This is a genomic window from Aliiroseovarius subalbicans, from assembly GCF_022678625.1.
Lineage (GTDB): Bacteria > Pseudomonadota > Alphaproteobacteria > Rhodobacterales > Rhodobacteraceae > Aliiroseovarius_A > Aliiroseovarius_A subalbicans.
Genome location: NZ_JALBYQ010000009.1, coordinates 38090 through 60834, shown reverse-complemented (window position 1 = coordinate 60834; position 22745 = coordinate 38090). Strand labels below are relative to the sequence as shown.

The window sequence follows — 22745 nt, the reverse complement described above, 5'->3', positions numbered from 1 at the left end:
TCCGACGATTTTTCTGGTGGCGTACTTGATCCGGTCTGGACGATAGAGGGTCCCGGGGGCATTTCCTCGGGTCTCGGGACTGATGCGACTGATGCCTGGCTGGAACTGGTGACCCCGGATGGGGATCACGACGTCTGGGGCGTGAACAACGCTGCGCGGGCGATGCAGGGGATCTCGGACGGGGATTTCCAGATCGAGACGCGGTTCCTGAGCACGCCGAGCGAGAAATACCAGTTGCAGGGCTTGCTGGTGGAGCAGGATGCGGACAACTGGCTGCGGTTTGACACCTATTCGGATGGGAAGAAGCTTTATGCCTTCGCCGCGATCACGGTGGACGGGGTGTCGAGCATGGCCTTCAGGGTAAGGATTCCCAGCGACACGGCACCCTATCTGCGGCTGACGCGGGCGGGGGATGACTGGACGCTGGACTATTCGACCGACGGGACCACCTGGGTGACAGCGGGCAGTTTCACCCATGCGCTGACGGCGTCGCAGGTGGGCGTGTTCGGCGGCAACACTGGCCTAACAACCGGGTTTACCGCGCAGGTGGATTACTTCGAGACCAGCGACGATCCGATCCTGGATGAGGATGGCACGATCGTGCCCGTGGGCAACGCCCCGGATGCGGTGGATGACGGCCTGGTCACGGACCAGGACGTGGCGCTGGTGATCAGCGTGGCCTCGGACATTCTGGTCAATGACAGCGATCCGAACGGCGACCCGATCAGCGTGACCGGGATGACGCAGCCGGCCAATGGCACGCTGGTGGACAATGCGGACGGCACCTGGACCTATACGCCGAATGCGGGGTTTGGCGGTGCCGACAGCTTCACCTACACGATCTCGGATGGCGGCCTGACCGATACCGCGACTGTCAACCTGACGGTCAATGACACGACACCTGCCAATGACGCCCCGGATGCGGTGGATGATGGCCTGGTCACGGACCAGGACGTGGCGCTGGTGATCAGCGTGGCCTCGGACATTCTGATCAATGACAGCGATCCGAACGGCGACCCGATCAGCGTGACCGGGATGACGCAGCCGGCCAATGGCACGCTGGTGGACAATGCGGACGGCACCTGGACCTATACGCCGAATGCGGGGTTTGGCGGTGCCGACAGCTTCACCTACACGATCTCGGATGGCGGCCTTACCGATATCGCGACTGTCAACCTGACGGTAAATGTCGGGGGCTTTCCCGCGACCGTCTATAACGCGCCGGGTGTGCAGGAATTCGACGGGACGGCTGGCGGTGTCGTGGAAATAGCACATGACGCAGCCTTTGAAACTCCCGAAGGGACGGTAGCCTTCTCGTTTATCGCAACGGATACGTCGGGGGCCCAGGGTCTGTTTGCGAAGGATGCCTCCGGCTATGTCGGCGGTGGTCATCACCTTGTGATGTTCCTGAAAGGATCAACGCTGAAGGTGCGCGTCCAGGATGCCGATAGTGAAGTCTATCTGAACTACGGAGGGATTACCGTAGGCCAAGAATATGAGGTGGCGCTGACTTTTGGGGCCGACGGTGCGGAGCTCTGGATTGACGGGGCTCTGGTTGCAAGCGACCCACTGGTGATGGACTGGACGCAGAACACTCAAGTGATCCAGTGGGGTGGTCGCGGTTGGGGCAGCGCCGATGGTCAGTTGGGGTTTGATGCGCCGTTCGAGGGAACGATTGCCGATGCGCAGATTTATTCTGCGGTGCTTTCGCCGCCACAAATCACAACGTTGGCGGCAACGTCGAGTACAACCACCCCGCCATCCAGCGGCATCGCGTCCGACGATTTTTCTGGTGGCGTACTTGATCCGGTCTGGACGATAGAGGGCCCCGGGGGCATTTCCTCGGGTCTCGGGACTGATGCGACTGATGCCTGGCTGGAACTGGTGACCCCGGATGGGGATCACGACGTCTGGGGCGTGAACAACGCTGCGCGGGCGATGCAGGGGATCTCGGACGGGGATTTCCAGATCGAGACGCGGTTCCTGAGCACGCCGAGCGAGAAATACCAGTTGCAGGGCTTGCTGGTGGAGCAGGACGCGGACAACTGGCTGCGGTTTGACACCTATTCGGATGGCAGCCAGCTTTATGCCTTTGCCGCGATCACGGTGGACGGGGTGTCGAGCATGGCCTTCAGGGTAACTATCCCTGGCAGCGTGGCGCCCTATCTGCGGCTGACGCGGGCGGGGGATGACTGGACGCTGGACTATTCGACCGACGGGACCACCTGGGTGACGGCGGGCAGTTTCACCCATGCGCTGACGGCATCGCAGGTGGGCGTGTTCGGCGGCAACACTGGCCTAACAACCGGGTTCACCGCGCAGGTGGATTACTTCGAGACCAGCGACGATCCGATCCTGGATGAGGATGGCACGATCGTGCCCGTGGGCAACGCCCCGGATGCGGTGGATGACGGCCTGGCCACGGACCAGGACGTGGCGCTGGAGATCAATGTCGCGGCGGATCTTCTAACCAATGACAGCGACCCGAACGGCGACCCGATCAGCGTGACCGGGATGACGCAGCCGGCCAATGGCACGCTGGTGGACAATGCGGACGGCACCTGGACCTATACGCCGGATGCGGGCTTCGACGGGGCCGACAGCTTCACCTACACGATCTCGGATGGCAGCCTGACCGATACCGCGACTGTCAACCTGACGGTCAATGACACGACACCTGCCAATGACGCCCCGGATGCGATTAATGACAGTTACGAGCTTGATACAAGCGGTGCCGTGGTTGTATCTGCGGCAGACGGTGTTTTGCGTAATGACACGGATCCTGATGGGGACCTGCTCACCCTCACGCTCGCAACCGGACCTGCGAACGGGGCATTGACGCTGAACCCAGATGGCGGTTTCACCTATACTGCCGACCCCGGATATACTGGCCCGGACAGCTTCACCTATACCATCACGGATCCTTCGGGGGAGAGTGATACGGCGGCGGTCGTGCTCAACTCGGCCAATACTGCGCCGGTGATCAACACCGGGACGAGCCGCTTTTCAAAATCCGTGGTCAGCACGGAGATGCCGCTTACGCATATCGCGCTGGCTGCTGATTTTGATCAGGATGGCGATCTGGACATCGTCTCTACCTCGGAACTGGATGATACGGTTGCCTGGTTCGAGAATGACGGTGCTGGCGGGTTTATCCGCCATGATATCGATACCGTGCTGGAATCGGCTTATTCGGCCTCGGTGGCCGATCTCGATCAGGACGGTGACATGGATGTCCTGGCTGGTGGCTATCGTGAGGATCTTCACGTCTGGTATGAAAATGATGGCTCGGGGTCCTTTACTCGCCATGATATCGTCGCCGAGGACGGGCCTCATTCCATCTTCGCAGTCGATATGGATGAGGATGGTGATCTCGACCTCGTGACGAGTGGACAGGATGCCAATACTATTGCCTGGCGTGAAAACGATGGCAGTCAGAATTTCACCACGCATCTGGTCGATGTTGCATCTTTGGCGGCCAAGTCCGCGGTGCCGGTCGATCTGGATGGGGACGGTGATGTGGATATTGTCGCCGCCAGTTTCACGGATGACACGATTGCCTGGTATGAAAACGACGGCAGCGAGAACTTCATCAAACATGTGCTGGATACCGGGGCGAACGGGGCCTATTTCGCAACGGCCGCGGATATTGATGGAGACGGCGACCTTGATATCGTGTCAGCCAGCAAGAATGACGACACGATTGCCTGGTATCGCAACGATGCCGGCAGCTTTACCAAATCCCTGATCAGCGCCAACGCCGATGCCGCCCGTTTCGTCTCGACCGCTGATATCGATCGCGATGGTGATATCGATGTGCTTTCCGCCAGCGTCGATGACAACACCGTTGCGGTCTATCTCAATGACGGCGCGGGCGCATTTACCACGGTGATTGCCGATAGTGCCGCGATCGGGGCCTATGGGGCCGAGCCGGTGGATATGAATGGCGACGGGCTTCCGGATATTCTGTCGGTCAGCAAGACCGATGGCACGGTGGCGATCCTGTTCCAGGAGAAAGCCCATGAGGTGACCCTGAGCCCGGGAGACAGCCTGGCGATCGATACGGCACTGTTGTCATCCTCTGATGTTGAACAGGCGGCGGCAGATTTGACCTATACGATCGGGAGCATCCCCTTGATGGGTGAATTGCGCCTGGATGGTGTGGCTCTCGGGGTGGGGGCAAGCTTTACCCAGGAAGATGTGGATCTTGGGCGGGTGTCCTATCACCAGAGCGGGGCGGTCGTCGGCACGGACGGGTTCACCCTGAGCTTGAGCGACGGGTTTGCCGCAGCGGCAACCATAAGTTTCGATCTGACGATCGAGACACCCTCGACACCCAGCGGCATCGCGTCCGACGATTTTTCTGGTGGCGTACTTGATCCGGTCTGGACGATAGAGGGTCCCGGGGGCATTTCCTCGGGTCTCGGGACTGATGCGACTGATGCCTGGCTGGAACTGGTGACCCCGGATGGGGCGCATGACGTCTGGGGCGTGAACAACGGCGCCCGGGCGATGCAGGGGATCTCGGACGGGGATTTCCAGATCGAGACGCGGTTCCTGAGCACGCCGAGCGAGAAATACCAGTTGCAGGGCTTGCTGGTGGAGCAGGACGCGGACAACTGGCTGCGGTTTGACACCTATTCGGATGGGAAGAAGCTTTATGCCTTTGCCGCGATCACGGTGGACGGGGTGTCGAGCATGGCCTTCAGGGTAACTATCCCTGGCAGCGTGGCACCCTATCTGCGGCTGACGCGGGCGGGGGATGACTGGACGCTGGACTATTCGACCGACGGGACCGCCTGGGTGACGGCGGGCAGCTTCACCCATGCGCTGACGGCGGCGAAGGCTGGGGTGTTCGGTGGCAATACCGGTTCGGCAACCGGGTTTACCGCGCAGGTGGATTACTTCGAGACCAGCGACGATCCGATCCTGGATGAGGATGGCACGATCGTGCCGGTGAACAATGCACCGGATGCGGTGGATGACGGCCTGGCCACGGACCAGGACGTGGCGCTGGAGATCAATGTCGCGGCGGATCTTCTAACCAATGACAGCGACCCGAACGGCGACCCGATCAGCGTGACCGGGATGACGCAGCCGGCCAATGGCACGCTGGTGGACAATGCGGACGGCACCTGGACCTATACGCCGAATGCGGGGTTTGGCGGCGCCGACAGCTTCACCTACACGATCTCGGATGGCAGCCTGACCGATACCGCGACTGTCAACCTGACGGTCGGCAATCCGATTGATGTCTGGTATGGGCTCGATCAGAGTTTCGGCAGTCCGGGTGAAAGCCAGGAATGGATCAACATCCTGGGCAACGTGTCCGGGGCCGTGACCTCCCTGACCTATTCGCTGAATGGTGGTCCGTCGCGCGCCCTGTCGATCGGGGAGGACACCCGGCGTCTGCAAAACCCCGGAGACTTCAATATCGATGTCTCCTATTCCGAGCTTGACGGGTCTGCGGCAGATGACGTGATCACGATTACGGCCACATTTGCAGACAGCTCGGTGCATACCCGCGACGTGACGGTGCAGTACGGGTCCGGCACTGCCTGGGACCCCAATTACAGCATCGACTGGGAGACCGTGACGGATCTTCAGGATGTGGTGCAGGTCGTGGATGGTCTCTGGTCCTGGGATGGTACCGGGGCACGCCCGGTCGAGCTGGGCTATGACCGGCTTCTGGTGATTGGTGACCAGGGGTGGGACAATTACGAGGTTAATCTGACCATCACGATGCACGACCTGACGAATGTTGACCCCAGAGGACGTGATGGCGGGGGGCTGGCACTTGGTATGCTGTGGGATGGCCACACGGATGAACCCATCACGAACTGGCAGCCTAAATCCGGCTGGGAGCCCGGCGCCATGTTCTTCTGGGAAGATGGAACGTTGAAAAGCCGCAGCTATCACAGCTTCTCGGAAGTGCTGGGCTCGGTCGGCAGCCTCCCTCTGCAGGAGGGGCTGAGCTACAACTACACCCTGCGCGTGGAACAGGTGGGCATTTACGACCGGCAGTACAGCCTGAAGGTCTGGGAGGAGGGCACCTCCGAGCCTGTCGACTGGACGCTTCAGACCATCGAGACCTTCAGCCTTACTGAAGCGCCTGCGACCGGATCGATCTACCTGAACGCCCATTACTATGATGTCACCTTCGGCGATCTCACAGTCACCGAGATTACAGGCAGCGATATCATCCAAGGGACGGATGCAGCAGATGTCCTGATGGCTGCCGATCCCGGTGGTGCCAGTCCGGGCGCGGACGAGATCGATGTCTTCACCGGCATGGCGGGTGCGGATACTTTCGTCTTCGGAGATACGGGCGGCACCTATTATGATGACGGATTGGCTGCGGCATCAGGCGAGGCGGATTACGGCTTCATCTGGGATTTCGTTTCCGGAACGGACCAGATTCAGCTCGCCGGAGCGGCAACCGACTATCTGTTGACCACGGATGCGCCCGGCCTGACGCCGGGGACCGCAATCTGGTGGGCCGGGCAGGGTGGAGATGTCGACGAGCTAATCGGAATCGTAAATGGGGTCTATGCATTGGACCTGAACAGCTCGGACTTCACGTATACCGGTCTGGCCTTCGTTTAGGATTGCTTTGAAAATGTAATGGGGCTCTATATTTGACCTGAGATTGTTTGCAGCATGCGCTAAGGCTTTTTCATGGCATTCATTTCCATAATTGTGACTCAGAGGGATGTCATGCTGCGTCCAAGCAGACCCATGATTCCATTTTTAGTGAACGGAGATATTGTCCATGAAGGTTGCCATCCTCGCAGGCGGTAAGGGAACACGACTGGCTGAAGAGACCTCGGTCCGGCCGAAACCCATGGTCGAGATTGGCGGCATGCCGATCCTCTGGCACATCATGAAAATCTATTCCCATTACGGCTTTAACGATTTCGCCGTTGCGCTTGGATACAAGGGAAATCACATCAAGCGTTATTTTGCTGAATACGGCACGCTTGCGGGAAATATCACGATTAATCTTGGCCGATCCGACCCAGTCGTGCACCACGAGCAGAACCACTCTCCTTGGAGTATCGACCTGATCGAAACCGGCAGCGAAACGCTGACCGGAGGGCGGGTGAAGCGGTTGCAGCCCTATCTTGGCGATAGCACTTTCATGTTGACCTGGGGGGACGGCGTTTCGGATGTGGACCTGAACAAGCTCCTGGCTTTCCACCGTCACCATGGCAAGCTGGCCACGATCACCGCAGTCCGTCCACCTGCCCGGTATGGGCACATGCGCTTTGAAGGTGACAAGGTGACGGCGTTCGAGGAAAAACCGCAAACGGCTGAAGGGTGGATCAACGGGGCTTTCTTCATACTCGAGCCGGAAGTGTTCGACTACATTGAAGGCGACATGATGATGTTCGAGCATGGGCCGCTCGAGAATCTCGCCAAAGATGGTCAGCTGATGGCCTACCGTCATGATGGGTTCTGGGCGGCGATGGATACGTTGCGGGACAAGTACAATTTGCAGAAGATTTGGGATTCCGGAGAGCGTCCCTGGGCAGTTTGGGAGAAGTAAAGATGCGCGTATTGGTTACTGGTCACCGGGGATATATCGGCACCGTCCTGACACCTATGCTCGAGGCGGCGGGACATGAGGTCGCGGGTATCGACAGTGATCTTTACGAGCGCTGTACTTTTGCCCCGGGCGGAGAGATGCCCCATGTGCCTACGGTTCTGAAGGATATCCGGGAAATCGAACCAGCGGACCTTCTGGGCTTCGACGCGGTGTTACACTTGGCGGCCTTGTCAAACGATCCCTTGGGGGATTTCCGGCCCGAAACCACCTATGAGATCAACTACGAAGGCACGATGAATGTCGCCAGGGCCGCAAAGGCCGCGGGTGTGTCGCGTTTTGTCTTCTCCTCCTCCTGTTCGAATTACGGCGCTTCGGGAGAGGACTTCATCGACGAGAACGGTGCCTTCAACCCGGTGACACCCTATGGTGAAAGCAAGGTGAAGTCCGAACTTGCCCTGGCCAAGCTGGCCGATGATGATTTCTGCCCGACGTTTCTGCGTTCGGCCACGGCCTATGGTGTCAGCCCGCGCATCCGCTTCGACCTGGTCCTGAACAACCTGGTGGCCTGGGCGGTCACCACCGGCAATATCCACATGAAATCCGACGGCACGCCCTGGCGGCCTATCACCCATATCGAGGATATCAGCCGCGCCTTCCTGGCCACGCTGGATACCCCGGTCGAAAAGATCCGCAATGAGGCCTTCAATGTCGGCGTGACCGAGCACAATTACCAGATCCGGGAACTGGCCGAGATCGTTGCCGAGATCGTTCCCGGCTGCGAGGTGACCTTTGCCGATGATGCGGGGCCGGACAAGCGGTCCTACCGGGTGAACTGTGACAAGATCCAGCGCGTGATGCCGCATTTCAAACCGCAATGGGATGCGCGCAAAGGGGCACAATCGCTCTATGAATCCTACCTGGCACAACACCTTACCTTGGAAGAATTCGAAGGTCCGCGCTATCAGCGGATCGGTCATATCAAGAAACTGATTGCCGATGAGGTCATCGACGTAACTCTGAAGCACACACCACAGGCGCTGGCCGAGCGCACCGCGGGTACGGGGGGTGGTATTTCCCCTGAATTTGCCGCCGACAGTGCAGGGGTCAGCTGCATCTCCTGTGGACATACCGGGCTGGAGCCCATCCTGGATTTGGGAATGATGCCGCGCTCGGACGGGTTGCTGGACACGAGCAAGCTTGGTCAGTCGGAAAGCCTGGTGCCGCTGCGCCTGGGCTATTGCCCGGATTGCACCCTGGTACAGCTTCTGGAAACCCGGCCCGCCGAGGAAATGTTCGGTGACGACTATCTCTACTTTTCGTCCTTTTCCGAAGACCTGCTGAAGCACAGCCGCGAAAATGCGCTGGAACTGATCGAGGCACGCGGCCTCGGGGTCGACAGCTTGGTGGTCGAGATCGCGTCGAATGACGGCTACATGCTGCAGAATTTCAAGGAGAAGGGTGTTGGTGTACTGGGTATCGACCCGGCGAAACAGCCGGCGACGGCGGCACAGGAAAAAGGGATCGATACGCTTGTCGATTTCTTCGGCACCCGCGTGGCCGAAACGCTGCGCGCGCAGGGTCAGCAGGCCGATGTTATCATCGCCAACAATGTAGTGGCCCATGTCGCGGATCAGAACGATCTTGTTGCCGGCATGGCCGAGTTGCTGGCCGATGACGGACAGGTGGTGGTCGAGTTCCCCTATGTGCGCGATCTGATCGATTTCATCGAGTTTGACACGATCTATCATGAACACCTGTGCTACTTCTCGGTCGGGTCCGCAAAAACGCTGTTCGAACGGCACGGTCTGTATCTGAACGATGTACGTCGGCTGAAGATTCATGGCGGTTCGCTCCGCCTTTATTTCGGCAAGGACAAGTCCCCTTCCAACGCCCTGCAAACCCTGCTGGCGGAAGAACGGGAATTGGGTCTCGACAAGTTTGCCTACTACGAGAATTTCGGCGCCCGGGTCCGGGAATTCCGTGCCAAGGCCCGCAAGCTGGTGGGCAATCTCAAGGCCGAGGGAAAACGGATCGCAGCCTATGGTGCGGCCGCCAAGGGAACGATCATGCTGAACTTTCTCGACCTGAACGACCGGGCGATCGAGTATGCGGTGGACAAGAACATCCACAAGCAAGGCAAATACATGCCCGGCGTACGGATCCGCATCGACGAGCCGGAAAAACTGATGGAGAACCGTCCGGATTACGTGATGATCCTGCCCTGGAATTTCCGCGAAGAGATCATCCGCCAGCAGCAGGCTTTCCTGGAGGCCGGCGGCAAGTTCGTCGTCCCCATTCCCGATCTTGAGATCGTCGAAGGTTGAAAGAAGGGAAGAGGGAAATGAGCGACATCAAATCCTGTCCGGCCTGTGGCGGGCGGCATGTCAGCGAAATTTACCGCCTAGACGCAATCCCGGTCCAAAGCTGCATATTGCTGGACTCCGAGGAAGAGGCGCGTGCCTTTCCGCGTCGACCTCTGGTCCTGATGTTCTGCGACGGTTGCGGCTTCATCTACAATCGCGTCTTCGATCTGGCGATGGTCGACTATGCCTCGACCACCGAGGAAAGCCAGCATTTTTCGGGCACCTTCAACCGGTTTGCCAGGGATCTGGTGGCCGAGATTGCCGGGCTTTACGACCTGGGTGGCCAGCAGACCCTGGAGATCGGCTGCGGCAAGGGGGATTTTCTGCAGGAACTGGCCAGGCAGACCGGCACCCGCGCACTTGGCGTCGATCCCGGTTTCATCCCCGAACGCCTGCCTGGCGCCGACGGGCATGATATTTCCTTCCAGCGCGAGTATTTCGACCCGGCCACGATCACCGAGGCGCCCGATTTTGTTGTCTGCCGCCATACGCTCGAGCATGTCCCCGAGGTTGGCCGTTTCATGCATGACATAGCCCGCGTAATCGACGGTCGCCAAGAGGTTGGCATTTTCTTTGAAACCCCGGATGTGCGCCGGGTACTCGAAGAAGGGGCATTCTGGGATATCTATTACGAGCATTGTTCCTATTTCACGCTGGGAAGCCATGCACGGCTGTTCCGGCGCGAAGGGATGGATGTGAACCGCCTCTACCTGGCCTATGATGACCAGTATATCATCCAGTATGCCGCACCGGGAGCAGGTAAAGCAGCACTTCCACAGGAAGAAGACCTGGATGCGGTGCGTGCACTGGCCGCGGCCTTCCCTGAGAAGGTGGCCGCAATCCGCCGCCACTGGACCGACTTCGTACGCAGTCGGCACCGTGACGGTAAACGGGTGGCAATCTGGGGTGGTGGATCGAAAGGCGTATCCTTCCTGACCACCAACGGGTTGGGTGAGGAGGTCGCTCAGGTGATCGACATCAACCCCTTCAAGCAGGGCAAATACCTGCCGGGCACGGGCCATCTGGTCAGCGCCCCGGAAGACCTGACCGAGACCCCGCCGGATACGGTGATCGTGATGAACCCGATCTACCTGCCGGAGATCGGCGCACAGCTGGCGGACATGGGGCTTGAGCCGGAACTGGTGGCGGTATGAGTACGGATCTTGCAACCTGCTGTCCTCTCTGCGCTGGCCGCGTCCTGCAGGATGTTTTTGCGCTGCAGGATGTGCCGGTGATCTGCAACCAGCTTTGGCCCGACCCAGTTGCGGCCGCCGCAGCTCCTGCTGGCACAGTCGACCTGAAGCTCTGCACCGATTGCGGCTTGATCTGGAACGGGTCCTTCGATCCCGAGCGCATGGTCTATGCGCCGGGTTACGAGAATGCCCTGCATTTCAGTCCGAAGTTCCAGAGCTTCGCCGAAGTTCTGGCGGCAGGGCTGGTTGCACGGTACGACCTTGTCGGTAAACAGGTGATCGAAATCGGCTGCGGTGATGGCCATATGCTGGATCTGATGGCGCGCAACGGGGTTGCCACCGCCACCGGTTTCGACCCGTCGATGGCTGGGCGGGAAACCCCATATACCGAACGATCAGGTGTCTCGATCGAACCGGAATATTTCCGCTCGGATCAGCTTGACCGCCATTTCGACGCGATCCTCTGCCGTCATGTCCTGGAACATCTTGATGCACCGGTTCCGTTGCTGTCGGATATTCGAAAGGCCATCGGAGACCGTGATGTACCGGTTTATTTCGAGGTGCCGAACGCCGGTTGGATGCTGGATGCCGTGTCGATGTGGGACGTGATCTATGAACATGTCGGCTATTGGAGCGCCCCGGCGATCACCACGCTGTTTCGCCGCACCGGGTTCGAACCGGTTTCGGTGCGGACTGGATATGGCGATCAGTTCCTGATGGTCGAAGCCCGGCCCGCCGCGCCCGATCCTAATTTTCTCGATCCGGAGGCCGTGGAGACACGGCGATCGGCAGAGGCCTTCGCTGCAGCGGCCAATGGAGAACTGGACCGCTGGCGTAACCGCCTGACAGGCATGGAGGGCAGGGCGGTGATCTGGGGAGCTGGATCGAAGGGCATCACCTTTGCCAATGCGCTCGGGGCCGATGCTGCCCGCCCGCTGGCCGCACTGGTTGACCTCAACACCCGTAAACATGGCTTGATCGCTCCCGGTGTGGCGCTTCCCGTCATTGCCCCCGAGGCCCTTGCCGAAATCCGGCCGGACCTGATTCTGATCTCGAACGCGCTTTATGAAGAGGAAATAACCCGGCAGGTACGGGACATGGGACTGTCACCGGAATTTGCGGTGATCGCGGGGTAGGGATGGCGGTAGAGCACAAACACATCACCATATCGAAACGATTGGTGATGATTAACTCGGCCAGCGCCGTTGTTGCCAAAGTGGTCAACTTTTTGGTGCTCATGTGGGTGTATCAATATCTGCTGAAACGCCTGTCTGCCGAAGAGTTTGCCGTCCTGCCCGTCGTGACCTCGCTGATGGTTTTCGCACCGCTGTTCTTCTCCTTCTTCAGCGGAGGCATCAGCCGATATACGATTGATGCTTATGCCAAAGGAGATTTTGTCGGGGTCCGCCAGATCGTATCATCCCTTCTGCCCATGCTCTTTCTGGCGGCAGGAATCTTCGTGCCGGCCGGAGTGCTGTTCGCCCAGAACATCGAACATGTGCTCAACATTGCGCCTCAGATGGTTGGCGACGCGCGCATCATGCTGATCCTGCTGGTTGTGAGCTTTGCATTTCAGATGCTCATTATCCCTTACAGAACGGCCTATGAGATCCGGCAGCGTTATTTCGAACTGAAGATGTTGCAAGTCGTGCACGACCTTCTGCGGGCCGGGCTGGTTGTTATATTTCTAATGACGTTCGATGCAGGGGTGGTTTGGGTGGTGGTGGCAACCTTCATTGCGGAAATCGCACTTACATCCTCAATATTATTCCGGTCGTTTCGCTTGGTGCCGGAGTTGCGTTTCGAAGCGAAGCTGTTTGAGCTTTCTAAAGCTTGGGAGCTGACATCATTTGGCATGTGGACGACACTCGGTCGTCTGGGGTCGATCATGTACACGAATGCGGCAACCTTGGTGCTTAACCTCTACGGGACGGCGGTTGATGTAACCAGCTATCATATCGGGTCAACTTTCTATCGGCAGATTCACGGGACCATGAATTTAGCCACGCAGCCCCTGCAGCCGGCCATTACGGCAATGAATGCCTTGAACGATCATTCGAGACTCGCGGCGACTGTGTTGCGTGGAGGACGTTATGCACTCTGGATCTCCATGAGCGTTGTCGTCCCGCTGATCCTGTACGCGGATGTTTTCATAGACCTGTATCTCGGGGCGGATTATTCCACGACATCCGTGATCATTGTATTGTTCATGATCATGTTCCCTTTTACCCAGCCAACAATCCTGTTGTCGAACACCGCAATCGCAACTGGCCATGTGCGTGTCTTTTTCCTGCCCGCTTTCCTGGTCCAGTTTGCAGGGCTGGTTTTGATGGTCTTTGCAACGATGTGGTATGACTTGGGGGCTATTGGCGTGACACTGGCGCTAACGATTATCACTGTTGTGTCACAGCTTCTATACTTCTGGGGGCTGTGTCTGAGACTTATCCGCGCGAGTTTCGCACGGTTCCGTAACGAGGTCCTAGTTCCCGGTTTTCTGCCATCACTGGCCGGTGCCGCAGTTTGGGGTGCGCTTCGCCTGTTCAACAGACCGGATAGCTGGATCCAATTCGCACTGTTTATTGGCGCGGGCCTGTTGTCCTATGGGGCGGTTCTTTTAGTGTTTGCGCTGAATGGGCGAGAGCGCGACCAATTGAAAACCACATTGGCGGGCCTGCCGCGAAGGAAAAGATAAAGATCATGCCGACAAGGCAAGAACGACCAGCAGGCTATTTCGGAAGTAAGGTCTTATAAAAATGAGCCAAACAAGTCCTACCGTATCGGTTATTCTTCCGGTCTATAATCGCAGCAGCACGCTGGAGAACGCGGCCCGCAGTGTTCTTACCCAGAGCTATGCGGACCTTGAGTTGATCATTGTCGATGATGCGTCGACGGAAGATCTCAGACCTATCATTGACAAGCTCGCGGACCCACGGGTGCATTACAAGAAGCTTGAGCGGAACGGTGGCGCTTCGGTCGCGCGAAATATCGGTTTGCAGATGTCCCGGGGGGCATTCATCGCTTTCCAGGACAGTGACGACCTGTGGCTGCCCTGGAAATTGCAGATGCAGATTGACAAACTGAACAGCCTGCCACGGGAATACGGCGCCGTGGTGAACAGTAAAATTCTCTATGGGCGCAGTGCCGACGGATATGGCAGTGGCATGGTTTCAGTTCGCCCTGCTCCTGATGCATTACTCAAACCGGAGGAAGACCAGGTCCAAAAGTTCCTGATCGAGAACAGGATCAGCCTTCAGAACACTCTGTTTCGCAGGGACTGCTATCCCTCCTTGACATGGTTCGACAACGTGACACGCGCGAACGCAGATTGGGCCTTCAGTTCCTCTCTGGCCCAACACACCCGGATTTATGAAAGCGCCGAACCTGTGCTGCTAGCCTTCATCTCGCCTGACAGCATTTCAAAAAATTGGAGGAATAAGACCATTGGCCTGATCCGGATTCTCAAGAGGAATCGGGAGGTGTTCATGCAATACCCAACTGAATATGCATGGAACCTGTGGAGGATCGGCCGTATGCTTCAGAAAGCGGGGAAGCAGCGGACTGGAAAGCGTTTCTGCCGTCATGCGCTAATACGGAGGCCACAAATCATTCGAAAGATTCTGGCCCGCAAATTTCACTGATAAGCGACCGGGCCACATGCTGATCTACCTGTCAGGCCTTGGGTGTCACGTGTTGAAATAGTGGTGGGATTGGTTGCAAAATGGGAGGAAGGAAAATTTCCCACGGTAGTGTTCTGAGGCGATCTCTCGCAGGAAACGATGGTGCCACTCCCGCCCGTCTGCCTGTTCCTATTATATTGCTTCTTGTGAGCCTCATCTTCCCTTTTATTATCTTTGTGGGTCCACTGCGGCTTTCGGTTTACAGGCTGGTTTTGCTGATCTTCTTTTTCCCCGTCGTATTTACCTGGCTGCGGGGCGGTGCAGGACGGATTCGTCTCGCTGATCTTGCGCTTTTGTTCTTTTGTGCTTGGAGCACGTTGAGCTATGCGGTCATTCACGGGACGGCAGTTTCCATCGAACGGGGTGGAATTGTTCTGGTTGAAACCATGGGGGCCTACCTGCTTGCCCGGTGTTATATCCGCAATGCGGACAGTTTTCTCCTGATGGTGCGGGTCCTTTTCTGGATCATCGCCATTCTGCTGCCGTTTGCAGCTTTTGAGGCTCTGACTGGCCAAAACCTGCTGCTGAAATTTTTTGATGCAATCTACCCTTCGTATCGGGACGTCTACAAAGAACCGCGCTGGGGTATGAGGCGGGTTCAGGGGCCCTTTGAACACCCCATCCTGTTTGGCGTGTTCTGCGGGAGCGCTGTTGGCCTCGTTCACCTCGTTCTTGGATATGAGAAAGCATTTGTTTCACGGGTCTTTCGGTCCGCAATCGTTTCTGTCGCCGCGTTCTTCTCATTGTCCTCCGGACCTTTGGTGGCCGCAGGTATCCAGATTTCATTGCTCTTGTGGAACGGTGTTTTCTGCACCGTTAAAAGCCGCTGGAAGATTCTATTTTCATTAAGTCTGATTGGTTGGTTCGTAATCAGTATGGCTTCGAACCGATCGGTGCCGCAGATCGTCATTTCCCTGCTTGCCTTCAATACATCAAGCGCCTGGAACCGGTTGCGGATCTGGGAATACGGATCGGCATCAGTTTTGAAGCATCCTGTGTTCGGAATTGGTCTGAATGACTGGGAGCGCGCACCCTGGATGGTCGATAGCGTAGACATGTTCTGGCTGGTTCCCGCGATGCGTCATGGTTTTCCCGGGGGTATTTCCCTTCACCTTGCCCTAGGTCTTGTCGTGCTGGGGATCCTCCTCAGAAAGGGGCTGAGCAAGCGGCAAAACCAGTTTAGAACGGGTTTCCTGATCACCATGGCCGGGTTTTATATTTCGGGCTGGACGGTTCATTATTGGAACGCGACCTATGTCCTGTTCATGTTCCTACTGGGAAGCGGGGCTTGGCTCCTAGATGCAAAACCCGAGGTGGAGAGCGGCCAGATCAGGGGGACGGAGGAAGCCGCGCGCCAAGGGCCCCGCTATAGCCGGTTTCCCCTTATCTCAACCCGCGCGCCCGAAGCTCCCCCAACCGTGAAGTCAAACAGAGGTGCAGGCAGAAAATGATCGCACCAACACCAGACAGATCACACGCGGTTACCCGCTCTGAATGCGGAAGACTTTGTTTTTCACCAACAGGAAACCATTTTTAAACATGACAGGTTCACCGACAAAACTCCGGATCGGGTTGACATGGCACTCAGCTAATTCCGATAATCTGGGAGTGGGTGCCCTGACACTGGGCAACATTGCCATCATCGAGGAAGCCGCCCGCAAAGCCAATGTTTCCCCGCATTTCGTCGTGATCGGCTGGAACGATTCAAAGCCGTCATACGTCAAGGGGCGCAACATTGAAGTCGTTGGCCTGAGATTGAAGGACTTCGCGAAGCCTGTCGGTGGGCTCTATAGCCATTTGCGCGGCTGTGACCTGGTCCTAGATATCGGCGCCGGGGACAGCTTCACGGATATTTACGGAATGAAGCGGTTCGGGACTGTTTTGGGTTCAAAACTTCTGACCATCGCAGCAAGGCGCCCCCTGATCCTCAGCCCCCAGACAATTGGCCCGTTCAACCGGTCCTGGGTCCGACGCCTGGCGCTGGCAGCGATGAACAGGTCGGTCTGCGTCGCCAGTCGTGATGATCTCTCCACGAGGTTCCTTCGGGACATCGGGTACCGAAACACCATCATCGAGGCCAGTGATGTCGCCTTGCGCCTGCCTTATGAACCGGCTGATCGAAGTGATGATGGCAAGGTCAGGATCGGCCTCAATGTCTCGGGGCTTCTTTTCAACGGTGGATATACGCGTGGGAACATGTTTGGGCTGAAAAGCTCCTATGCAGATTTGATCCGGGGCCTTTTGCGGAAGCTCAATTCGCATGATGCGTATGAGGTTCATCTGGTCGCGCATGTCATATCGGATGGGTTTGAGGTTGAGGATGATTACCGGGTCAGTCAGAAACTGGCGAAGGAATTCCCAAGGACCATCATGGCGCCGAAATTCTCTTCTCCCGTTGAGGCCAAGTCCTACATTTCCGGTCTGGACTTTTTCGCCGGAGCCCGGATGCATGCCTGTATTGCAGCCTTTTCCACGGGTGTGCCCGTTCTTCCGATGGCCTACAGCCGCAAGTTTGCCGGGCTGTTCGGTTCCTTGGGCTATCAACACTTGGCGGATTGCCAACATGAAGACGCCGAGACGATCATGACGAAGTTTGAGGATGGGATTGCGCGGCGGGAGGTGTTGCGAAAGGATATTGAGGCAAGCCTGCCGTGCGGGTTGGCGCGCTTGCAGGAATACGAAAACCTTGTAACCGGTACCCTGGCGACAATCCGGCAGTAGAGGTGCAGGTCGTGACATTTTCCCCGTCTCCCGTTCTGACAGAAGTTCTGAAAGGTAACCTCTGTAGCGGATGTGGTGCCTGTGCCGCAGTTGCTGACGGGGCTGTCAGGATGACAACATCCGAAGGATACCTGCGCCCGCTACAATACAAGCCGGTTTCCAAGGAACAGGACGCCGTCATTGCTCAAATCTGCCCCGGGCTCCAAGTGATACAGGAAGAAAAAGGGTCTATTGCTGACCCCCTCTGGGGTTCTTTTGAAAGCATGTATTGTGGTCATGCTATCGATGCCGAACTTCGCCATACGGCTTCTTCGGGTGGAGTCTTGTCTGCACTTCTCGTGCATCTGATCGAGATTGGCGCCGTGGATGCCGTGCTACAGGTCGCGGGTGATCCAGATCTTGCCTTCGGAAACAGAACAGTCATTAGCCAGACCCGCCAGGATATTCTCAACTGCGCCGGTTCGCGCTATGCTCCGTCCTCTCCACTAGCCGGGCTGAACGCCTTCCTGGCGTCGGACCGGAAATACGCATTTGTGGGCAAACCGTGCGACGTGGCGGCGCTAAACGCGCTGAAACGTGAAGACGACAGGGTCAGTACGACATTTCCTTTCCTCTTGTCGTTCTTTTGTGCTGGCGTTCCCAGCTTGGATGGGGCGCGTGAAGTTCTATCGGAGCTGAACGTGGATGAAGCAGACCTGGCTGCATTCCGCTACCGGGGCAATGGCTGGCCGGGGCACACCGTGGCCAGCCTTGAGGGCGGGGGGCACAAGCAGATGACCTATGCGGAAAGCTGGGGCGGCATCTTGTCCCGACATGTCCAGTTTCGTTGCAAAATCTGCCCGGACGGAACCGGAGGCGCGGCAGATGTCGCCTGTGCGGATGCTTGGGAGACAGATGAAAAGGGTTATCCCGTCTTTGAGGAACGCAATGGCATCAGTCTGGTTGTCGGTCGCACAAGAAAAGGCGAGGCACTGATTCAGGAAGCAACTGCTGCGGGGCGGATTGCACTGGAAGAGTTCGATCGCAAGCAGCTGATCAAAATTCAGCCCGGCCAAACGCAGAAACGGCGCTATACATTGTCCCGCCTGCTTGCGCTGTATCTGCTCTTCCGGCCTAGGCCCCGATACCGAGGATTTCATTTATTATGGAATGCGAAACAGGCTGGGGTCTGGGCCAATCTGCGAAATTTTCTCGGAACATTGCGCCGAATTTCACGAGGGAGATACTAAACACATGCGAGGCCACATTTTTTGGGATAATTTGAATACATGTTGGTAAATCCAAAAACGCGGCAAAAAGTTCCAAATCTTTTTGTGATTGGAGTTGCTAAGGCGGGCAGCACTTCCCTTTTACAATGGTTGAGCGACCACCCTGAAATCGGCCGAAGTCTGGAAAATGAACCGCGCTATTTGATGGACCCCGATGAATTGCTTTGCCCAGATCGAAGTTTTTCCAGTTGTGGTTTAGAAGGGTATTCAGAACTGTACGAAGATGCGATCGGTGAGGATGGCATTCGGTATCTGATAGACGTAACTCCCCTGTATTTTTACCAGCATACAGCACAGTCAATCATCCCGACCTTGAACGAGCCAAAGGTCATGATGACCTTGAGGCAGCCGTCAAAGAGGATTTATTCTCTCTATCGATACGCCTACCACAACATGTCTCTGCTGCCTGACGGTATGAGCTTTGCGGAATTTGTTCAGCACCTGGAACAAGGGGAAAGCTCGTCTGTGATACGTGGGAAGCCCCTACTTCAGGATGCAATTTTCCATTGCCATTACAGCAAGCATGTCCGGAATTGGGTATCTTTGGTGGGTGAGAAGAATTTTTTCGTCTCCATTTTTGAGGAAACTGTGGCACACCCGACAAAGGCAGTCAGGGAAATCGCCGGATTTCTTGGAATCGACCCAGAGTTCTATCGCAATTACAGTTTTACACCCCAAAATCCCAGTATCACGATCCAAAACAGGGAAGTGCACAAGTTTGCGCGTCGATTGCGGCGCTGGATACCACTTCAGATACGCAGAGGGATCAAGCCCCTGTATTATTCGCTTAACAGTCAAAGAGGAACCGCCACAGTCTCAGATGAAGACAGGCAGACACTTAAATACTTGGACGAATTGTTCAGCGAATGGGATTTGGAACTTGCAACACTTCTGAACCGCCCCCAAGCAATTTGGGCTCAATCAGTTGAGTCCTCTTTCAAATCATCCGATCGTGTTGAATAGCATTCGACGTTGTAGCATTTTCGCCTATTTCGGGAGCAGGGCGCCTACCTCTATCGTTACGGTTCTTTCCGGAGAGCGGAGGACGGATATTTTGGGCAACACCCTGCTTGCAGCAAGCAGCATTCTGCCTAAAACCTGAAAGAACAAAGCGTCCAATTGCCACATTTATGCCGAGTTGTCAGGTTAGCCTCGAAATACGGGGCGAGCAACGTTAAGGATCATAGGCGCACAACAACTAGGCAGGCGATTCCGGCTAAACTTCACGGTGTAGTAATCATTGTCACCTATGCACGACAATAGGCGTGGGTCAGATGATGCTCTGTGCCAGTATCTGTACTGGCTCCGGCAGAACCCCCCAACAAACTAGTATGAATAAGAGCACCTCACCAGTCTGTGCGACTGGATGAAGCAATCGAAGAGGTAAATGATTACCATGGCCAATATCTACGTATCGAGCGCATCAGAGCTCGTATCAGCCCTTTCTTCAGCACAAGGTGGGGACTCGATTCTTCTCGAGGCAGGCGATTATGGCTCAGTCGACCTGAGCAACTTGCAGTTCAGCAGCTATGTAACGCTGACCTCGGCTGATCCGGACAATGAAGCCGTGCTGAGTTCGGTGAAACTCGACAATTCGAGCTATATTCAACTGGATGGTCTTCATCTTGATAATCCGACCAACGGAACGGCCACCTCGAAAATCGTTCAGGTAACAGACAGTGACCATATTGTTGTCGCCAATTGTGAAGTTAATGGCAAAGTCGATGATTTCTATGACGGTCACTATGGGATCTATGTTGGCAGTTCCACCAATATCACTGTGTTCAATAACAACGTGCATGATGTGGGCGACGGGATTCTTGTTTTTGGCACCGATGCTGTCAATATCTCGGAAAACTACGTCGATCACGTCTATTCTGATTTTTTCAAATTCGGCCATGTTTCCAACATCCTGATCGAAAACAATACGGGTGGAGGCCATCTTTATCCTGGCTCCGACACGCATGCGGACTTCATGCAGTTCCAAGGGCCGTCGAGTGACGTAATTATCCGTGGCAATGTTTTTCTGGCGCAAAATAATGAGCGTGCACAGGGTATTTTCGTTTCCGGAAAAGATTACCATACCAACGTTCTCATTGAGGACAACATCATCTACTCGGGCAAGGCCAACGCCATTTTTGTCTACGACGGCGAGGGTATTACGGTGCAGAACAACACCGTTCTGACCTCACCCGATGCGGGGCATAATGTAGCTCTCATCTCTGTGCCCGAAGGAAGTATCGTTCAAGATAACATTTCCACTAACAACAATGGCAGCTTGTCCGGATCCAATGTCGTTGCACAGCACGACGATCCGAACGACATCTACCATTACAGCGATCTTTTCGTGAATGCAGAAGCCGGGCTTGGCATTACGCTGGAAGATTTGCGTCCGGTCGAAGGTAGCCTTGCAGAGACAACAGGCGCCTATGCCCGGTTGACGGAACTGCTCGAGGGTACGAGCTCCCCTGAACCGGCTCCCGAACCTGAAGCGACACCGGAACCCACACCCGCGCCCGAACCGGCTCCGGAGCCGATCGACGGGGCCGCGTTCGAAATGCAGGAGACACTGAACATCTCCGGTTCGGCCGATGTAATTGAAATTGCGCCCGACCCGGCATTGGCCCTCGGCGCGGCGACCATCTGTCTGAGCTTCAACGCCGATACGGTGAGCGGCCGACGTGGCCTTCTGTCCAAAGACGCCTCAGGCGATGGCCATCACTTCACCAGCTATATCCAAGATGGCACCCTGTTCATCCGTTCCCAGGACGGTAGCACCAGCCAGGTCATCAAGGTGCCGAATATCCAGGCCCATACCGACTACGACCTGCAGGTCTCTTTTGGTGAGGGCAGCGTTGCGGTCTGGCTCAACGGCACCCTTGCTGGCAGTGCCACCACCGCCATGTCCTGGACCGAAAACGGCGAATACATGCAGATCGGTGGGAACGGATGGGCTTCGGGAAACGGGGATGCCGGTTTCACTAATGTCTTCGATGGCACCATTTCCGATGTCGTGATCGTTGAGGGAACCCGGACACCGGACGAGATGGCCGCCTTCATGGCGGGTGAGTCCACGTCCACACCGGACCCGGAGCCCACACCGGACCCGGAGCCCACACCGGACCCGGAGCCCACACCGGACCCCGAGCCCACACCGGACCCGGAGCCCACACTGGACCCGGAACTCACACTGTACCCGGAACCCACACTGGACCCGCTCTTTCTTCAGGATGGCGCAGTGGAATATTCTGGGGCCAAAGGGAATATCACGAATATCGCGCATGACCCCGCTTTGGCGATAACTGAAGGCACCATCGCCTTCAGTTTCGAGGCCGACACCGTTTCTGGTCGGAGCGGGCTGCTCTCGAAGGATGCTTCGAAGTATGAGGGCGGCGGCAACCACTTCTCGATCTGGATCAAGAAAGGGGACCTGTATGTCAGGTTCCAGGACGCGGACAGTGATGCGACCTTCAAGGTGAGCGATATCGAAGCCAACCGCGAATATGACGTCGCCACCACCTTCGACAGCGAAGGCGTTGACGTCTACCTGGACGGAGAGCTGATCGGATCCGATGATCTTGTCATGGACTGGACCCAGAACGAACAGTTCCTCCAGATTGGCGGGCTGGGCTGGGCCAGCCGCTCGGGTGATGGTGCTGTGTCCAATGCTTTCGACGGCACCATCTCGGATGTGGAAATCTACGATGAGGCGCTGCTTCCGGAAGAGTTTGGTATGATTTCATAGGCTTACTATACCAGAAATCAGGTGGTGGCCCCGGGTTCTCTTGTCTTTGACAACTGCGGTTGTGGTGGATGACTGAAGCCGGGGCCACCATTATTCGCGGAATACCTTTTTGAAATAGTCGGTCAGTGACTTGGCCAGATAGGCGACCCGAGAGCATTCACCTGTCTGGATGAAGACCTCGATCTGCCGTAACTTCGTGACAATTTCTTCCGGCTCGTGGCGCTTTGTT

General features: G+C 56.7%; 12 protein-coding genes. All 12 read left to right on the top strand.

Going from position 1 to position 22745, the window contains the following annotated elements; all coding sequences use genetic code 11:
- Positions 1 to 6606 (top strand): Ig-like domain-containing protein (locus MN188_RS17475; RefSeq protein ID WP_275116267.1); only part of this gene is annotated, 6606 nt, incomplete at its 5' end.
- 166 nt (positions 6607 to 6772) lie between these two features.
- A complete protein-coding gene (gene rfbF, locus MN188_RS17470; protein WP_242110624.1) occupies positions 6773 to 7549 on the top strand; it encodes a glucose-1-phosphate cytidylyltransferase in 777 nt (258 codons plus the stop codon).
- Between the two features lie 2 nt (positions 7550 to 7551).
- Positions 7552 to 9873 (top strand): NAD-dependent epimerase/dehydratase family protein, encoded by a 2322-nt coding sequence (locus tag MN188_RS17465; RefSeq protein WP_242110622.1) that lies wholly within the window; start codon positions 7552 to 7554, stop codon positions 9871 to 9873.
- A gap of 17 nt (positions 9874 to 9890) precedes the next feature.
- Positions 9891 to 11066: a class I SAM-dependent methyltransferase gene (locus MN188_RS17460; RefSeq protein WP_242110620.1), complete on the top strand. Its 1176-nt coding sequence runs from the start codon at positions 9891 to 9893 to the stop codon at positions 11064 to 11066.
- Positions 11063 to 12241, top strand: coding sequence for a class I SAM-dependent methyltransferase (locus MN188_RS17455; RefSeq protein ID WP_242110619.1), 1179 nt, complete (start codon positions 11063 to 11065; stop codon positions 12239 to 12241). The genes MN188_RS17460 and MN188_RS17455 overlap by 4 nt, the downstream gene beginning before the upstream one ends.
- Positions 12242 to 12243: 2 nt before the next feature.
- Positions 12244 to 13797 carry a lipopolysaccharide biosynthesis protein gene (locus MN188_RS17450; RefSeq protein ID WP_242110618.1) on the top strand — a complete coding sequence of 518 codons (1554 nt, stop codon included), beginning with the start codon at positions 12244 to 12246 and terminating at the stop codon, positions 13795 to 13797.
- Between the two features lie 61 nt (positions 13798 to 13858).
- Entirely contained in the window at positions 13859 to 14743 is an 885-nt protein-coding gene (locus MN188_RS17445; RefSeq protein ID WP_242110617.1) for a glycosyltransferase family 2 protein, read from the top strand.
- A gap of 176 nt (positions 14744 to 14919) precedes the next feature.
- The gene (locus MN188_RS17440) at positions 14920 to 16233 is read left to right on the top strand and encodes an O-antigen ligase family protein (RefSeq protein ID WP_242110616.1); all 1314 of its coding nucleotides are present in this window, start codon (positions 14920 to 14922) and stop codon (positions 16231 to 16233) included.
- Positions 16234 to 16321: 88 nt separating this feature from the next.
- Positions 16322 to 17503, top strand: coding sequence for a polysaccharide pyruvyl transferase family protein (locus MN188_RS17435; RefSeq protein WP_242110615.1), 1182 nt, complete (start codon positions 16322 to 16324; stop codon positions 17501 to 17503).
- Positions 17504 to 17613: 110 nt separating this feature from the next.
- A complete protein-coding gene (locus MN188_RS17430; protein ID WP_242110614.1) occupies positions 17614 to 18732 on the top strand; it encodes a Coenzyme F420 hydrogenase/dehydrogenase, beta subunit C-terminal domain in 1119 nt (372 codons plus the stop codon).
- A 39-nt stretch (positions 18733 to 18771) separates the two neighbouring features.
- Positions 18772 to 19734, top strand: a complete 963-nt coding sequence (locus MN188_RS17425) for a sulfotransferase domain-containing protein (RefSeq protein ID WP_242110613.1) — start codon at positions 18772 to 18774, stop codon at positions 19732 to 19734.
- A gap of 433 nt (positions 19735 to 20167) precedes the next feature.
- Positions 20168 to 22516, top strand: a complete 2349-nt coding sequence (locus MN188_RS17420; RefSeq protein ID WP_242110612.1) for a LamG-like jellyroll fold domain-containing protein — start codon at positions 20168 to 20170, stop codon at positions 22514 to 22516.
- Positions 22517 to 22745 lie beyond the last annotated feature (229 nt).

Coding starts and splice junctions, on each gene's coding strand:
- rfbF (WP_242110624.1), top strand. CDS start 6,773: ATGAAGGTTGCCATCCTCGCAGGCGGTAAGGGAACACGACTGGCTGAA.
- MN188_RS17465 (WP_242110622.1), top strand. CDS start 7,552: ATGCGCGTATTGGTTACTGGTCACCGGGGATATATCGGCACCGTCCTG.
- MN188_RS17460 (WP_242110620.1), top strand. CDS start 9,891: ATGAGCGACATCAAATCCTGTCCGGCCTGTGGCGGGCGGCATGTCAGC.
- MN188_RS17455 (WP_242110619.1), top strand. CDS start 11,063: ATGAGTACGGATCTTGCAACCTGCTGTCCTCTCTGCGCTGGCCGCGTC.
- MN188_RS17450 (WP_242110618.1), top strand. CDS start 12,244: ATGGCGGTAGAGCACAAACACATCACCATATCGAAACGATTGGTGATG.
- MN188_RS17445 (WP_242110617.1), top strand. CDS start 13,859: ATGAGCCAAACAAGTCCTACCGTATCGGTTATTCTTCCGGTCTATAAT.
- MN188_RS17435 (WP_242110615.1), top strand. CDS start 16,322: ATGACAGGTTCACCGACAAAACTCCGGATCGGGTTGACATGGCACTCA.
- MN188_RS17430 (WP_242110614.1), top strand. CDS start 17,614: ATGACAACATCCGAAGGATACCTGCGCCCGCTACAATACAAGCCGGTT.
- MN188_RS17425 (WP_242110613.1), top strand. CDS start 18,772: ATGTTGGTAAATCCAAAAACGCGGCAAAAAGTTCCAAATCTTTTTGTG.
- MN188_RS17420 (WP_242110612.1), top strand. CDS start 20,168: ATGGCCAATATCTACGTATCGAGCGCATCAGAGCTCGTATCAGCCCTT.